This is a genomic window from Candidatus Marithrix sp. Canyon 246, from assembly GCF_001723685.1.
Taxonomy (GTDB): Bacteria; Pseudomonadota; Gammaproteobacteria; order Beggiatoales; family Beggiatoaceae; genus Marithrix.
The window spans coordinates 1-3497 of the sequence record NZ_MCBX01000032.1 but is presented as its reverse complement, the minus strand read 5'-3'; the positions used below and the strand labels follow the sequence as shown (position 1 = coordinate 3497).

Here is a 3497-nt window from a genome sequence, read left to right as displayed (position 1 = left end):
CCAGAAAGCTTGTTTGTTACTGTAGGATTCACAACAGCGGCATGGTTAATTGCTACTTATGTAACTAAACCCACAGATTCAAAAGTCTTAGATAACTTTTATGAAAAAATTCAACCAGAAGGCTATTGGCAAAAACAAACCAAGAACAAATCTCAGTTAGGAAAATTATTGGCAGAGTGCGGTGATTTATGGATTGGTTGGGATTATTTGTGCTTGGGGTGTGCATCTTCTTTTGAAGAATGAATAATTAGATTTACTACAAAAACCTGACAGGTTTGTCTAAAAAGTTGACTAAGTTATTTCAAGCACGTTCCTTAATCATCGATTTAGCAGGATTACCCGCCATTGGAAGTTCTTCACGAATAACACGACGCAAAGTGATTTCCAACAATTGTTCTAAGGATTTATTCTGCTGTTCAATATATTCATGTAATGCCTTGTTGATCAAAAGTTGGTAATTACCACCCCCTGATTTATCAACTATTTCTTTAAAATAGTCAATAATATCAGCATTTAAGTAGAGGGTAATACCTACTTGATTAGGATCAGGTGGGATGACAGAGCCACGTTTACCTTTGCTGAAATCATATTCATTTCTCATAACTCAACCTTCATACTGTTTACGTTCATGTTTATTAGCCTTGCGAACATATGCATCCATACCAATGGTAACAAATCGTTTTTCGTCAAAATCTGGATCATCTATGGTGATAACATGGAGATCATTAAATACTGATACCGCATCGGTAAACTCAATGCGATGTTTTTTCCGGTTAATGGCTGCCTTGTTAGGATCCCATTCAAATTGTATATATTTTATGGTAGGTTTATACATAAGATATGTATATCAAGTTTTAATAATTAATCTAAATTCTGATCTCATTTTTTCTGTATTTATAATGCGGTATGCTACAATATACCACAAGTACTTCTTCTGGCTGTTCACCCATGCAGGTGATTGAGTACAACGAATAGTTCGAGGTATATTTGTAGTAATGGGTATAAGTTGTACTATTTACCTTAATTCAAGCCCTGAAGGGGCGACATTAATATAGCCTAGGGCAACGCCCTAGGTGATGTAAATTATTTTGTTTAGCCCTGAAGGGGCGAAATAAAATTGGTTTATGTTTTAATCCCCTTCAGGACATTAATAATACGTATATTATTTGATAAAATAAAATAATATCCGTTTATTTCATTTCGTACTCAATTTATACTATCATCCATATCATCTCGATTACGCCACATACCAATAAACGATACGAAGTCAGCGAAGCTAAGTAATGGAGCGCAGCGTAAAATATGCTAAGATTGTAAGATACTAATAGTATCATTATATTACTATAATTAGATATTAGCAGTAAATTAATAGGCATTTATCCATCTGGAAACTTAAACTACTGCGTAAAATCAACAAATTCAACCAGAAGGCTATTGGCAAAAACAAACCAAGAAAAAATCTCAGTTAGGAAAATTATTGATTAGCTGGGATTATTTGTGCTTGGATAATTCAACACCTTGATTGGCAATATCTATAACTAAATTGATAAATTTGTTTTCGTTAATGGTTTCATAGCTAAATGGTGATGGTATTTTAAAAATTTCTCTAGCTACAGCACTGTAACTTCGTTCTAAACTCGTATCTTGATCAATCACAACACAATGTCCATTTTCCCACTCCAGAGCAATTAAATTTTCATTTTTAATTGATTGTGCCACAAAAACACTATGGCTTGAAACTATAAAATGAATTTTAGGAAATACTGTTTCAATACTTGACAAAATAGTGCGTTGCCAAGTGGGATGTAAGTGTAAATCAATTTCATCTAACAGAACCAGTCCGGTAATATCTTGAGCATTGTTCAGGTTTCCACCTTGTTTGGCAATTCGGATGATCATGTCAAATAACCAGATAAAGGTGGATTTAAATCCTTCAGATAAGGCTTCAACAGAAATTGGCTGATTTGGGTTAGATGAGGTTTTAAAATAGAGACTTTCTGTATCATAATCCACCAAGGTAACATTATTGTCATGATCTGAGCTTTCAAGAACCGCATTAATCAGCGGTTGAATCGTTTTGAAGTTGTTATTCACATACTCAAAAGTGCTACTAACTCTAATATGTTTTAAATTTGATAAGGTTTTGGTTCTTCTAATTTTATATGCCGATTGGCACCATAAGCCAGTAATAAAATTTTATCTGACAGATTTTGAGGCGTAAAATATTAACATGTCTCTGACAATTGGTGTTATTGGTAATAGTTTTTAACATTACAACTTTAATGGAAAAAATAAATGATCATGTTTATCAATTTGTGCTAACTTATATGCGCTTCTTTTCATAAGGTATAAGGTTTAACATGGAACTATCTATAATAGATTGGTTAATTATAATACTATTTTTTGTAATTACATTAGGTATTGGTTTATTTTTTACTCAAAAAGCCGGTAAAAATATCGAAAGTTTTTTCTTAGGCGGGCGAAATTTGCCTTGGTGGTTAGCTGGCACTTCGATGGTAGCTACTACCTTTGCTGCTGATACGCCGCTGTTAGTTGCAGAATTAGTTGCAAATAATGGTATCAGTGGTAATTGGATATGGTGGAATGGTTTAATTGGTGGGATGTTAGCCACTTTTTTGTTTGCCAAATTTTGGCGTAGAGCTAATATTATTACTGATGTTGAGTTAATTGAGTTACGTTATTCTGGTAAAGCCGCTGCGTTTTTACGTGGTTTTAAGGCGGTTTATTTAGGTATTTTTATGAATGCCGTTATTATTGCTTGGGTTAATGTGGCTTTAGGTTCATTATTGCAAGTGTTTTTTAATATTCCAGCAGATCAAGTGATTTTTTATTTAGCTGGTGCGATGTTTTTTGTGATGGTTTATTCTAGTCTGTCAGGCTTATTAGGTGTAGTTATGACTGACTTTATTCAGTTTATTCTTGCGATGATAGGCAGTATCATATTAGCTGTAATCGTAGTTAATTCTGAGGCTATTGGTGGAATATCGGGTTTACAAGCTAAATTACCAGCGGCAACTTTTGAATTTTTTCCTACATTTGGAGAAACAGCAGAAGTATTTAGCATTAGTTTTGCCACTTTCTTAGCCTTTGTTGGTGTGCAATGGTGGGCTAGTTGGTATCCCGGTTCAGAACCCGGTGGTGGCGGTTATGTAGCTCAACGAATGATGAGTGCTAAAAATGAAGAACATGCGATAAAAGCCACTTTATTTTTTCAAATAGCCCATTATGCTTTAAGACCTTGGCCTTGGATTATAGTAGGTTTATGTGCTATAGTTCTTTATCCTGAGCTGTCGGCTGATGAAAAAAGATTAGGCTATGCAATGGCGATGCGAGACTTTTTACCACCCGGTTTAAAGGGCTTATTATTAGTAGCATTTTTAGCCGCTTATATGAGTACGATTTCTACTCAGTTAAATTGGGGTACTAGTTATATTATTAATGATTTATATAAACGCTTTTTGCATCCCAATGCGAAT

The 3497-nt window shown here is 34.2% G+C and carries 5 protein-coding genes; 2 read left to right on the top strand and 3 right to left on the bottom strand.

Annotated features, from left to right (window positions below):
* Positions 1-243, top strand: a 243-nt coding sequence (locus BHU68_RS17365) for a hypothetical protein (protein WP_216115535.1), incomplete at its 5' end; no start/stop codon positions are given.
* 58 nt (positions 244-301) lie between these two features.
* Here BHU68_RS17365 and BHU68_RS12165 read toward each other — a convergent pair.
* The 3 genes from BHU68_RS12165 to BHU68_RS12155 form a co-directional block, all read right to left on the bottom strand.
* Entirely contained in the window at positions 302-601 is a 300-nt protein-coding gene (locus BHU68_RS12165; protein WP_069472594.1) for a hypothetical protein, read from the bottom strand.
* A 3-nt stretch (positions 602-604) separates the two neighbouring features.
* Entirely contained in the window at positions 605-835 is a 231-nt protein-coding gene (locus BHU68_RS12160) for a BrnT family toxin (protein WP_069472593.1), read from the bottom strand.
* Positions 836-1491: 656 nt separating this feature from the next.
* Complete coding sequence (locus tag BHU68_RS12155; RefSeq protein WP_069471892.1) at positions 1492-2094, bottom strand: AAA family ATPase; 603 nt, start codon at positions 2092-2094, stop codon at positions 1492-1494.
* Positions 2095-2360: 266 nt separating this feature from the next.
* On the opposite strand from BHU68_RS12155, the gene BHU68_RS12150 reads away from it, so the two are divergent.
* Positions 2361-3497 (top strand): sodium:solute symporter family protein (locus BHU68_RS12150; protein WP_141699526.1); only part of this gene is annotated, 1137 nt, incomplete at its 3' end.